Below are 405 nucleotides of genomic sequence, written 5' to 3' on the forward strand. Positions count from 1 at the left end.
GTGCTGCCGGCGCTGCAGGCAGGAGCTGTCGGGTATTTGATGAAGGACATGAAACCCGATCAGATCGTCGAAGCGATTCGCGGCTCGTACAGCGGAAACATTCAGCTGCATCCGGATGTCACGTCCAAGCTGATGGCCCAGGTGACGGCCGCTCCCGCTGAGCAGCCGCCGGTCGCCTCCCCTGTGCAAACGAGCGAGAAGCACCATGAGACGCTTACCAAGCGTGAAAAAGAAGTGCTTTGTCTGCTCGCACAAGGATGCTCCAACAAAGAAATCGCCGCGGTGCTTGTAATCGCGGAAAAAACCGTCAAAACGCATGTCAGCAGCATTTTGGGCAAGCTCAATCTTTCTGATCGAACGCAAGCTGCTCTTTATGCGATTAAACACGGCTATGTCGATCCTGCG

General features: G+C 55.3%; 1 protein-coding gene. It reads left to right on the forward strand.

All coding sequences use genetic code 11. The features are described 5' to 3' along the window. Window positions 1–405: LuxR C-terminal-related transcriptional regulator (locus EDM56_RS30970; protein ID WP_148040452.1), on the forward strand; the 405-nt coding region annotated here is incomplete at both ends.

This window comes from Brevibacillus fluminis (assembly GCF_003710825.1).
GTDB classification, from domain to species: domain Bacteria; phylum Bacillota; class Bacilli; order Brevibacillales; family Brevibacillaceae; genus Brevibacillus_D; species Brevibacillus_D fluminis.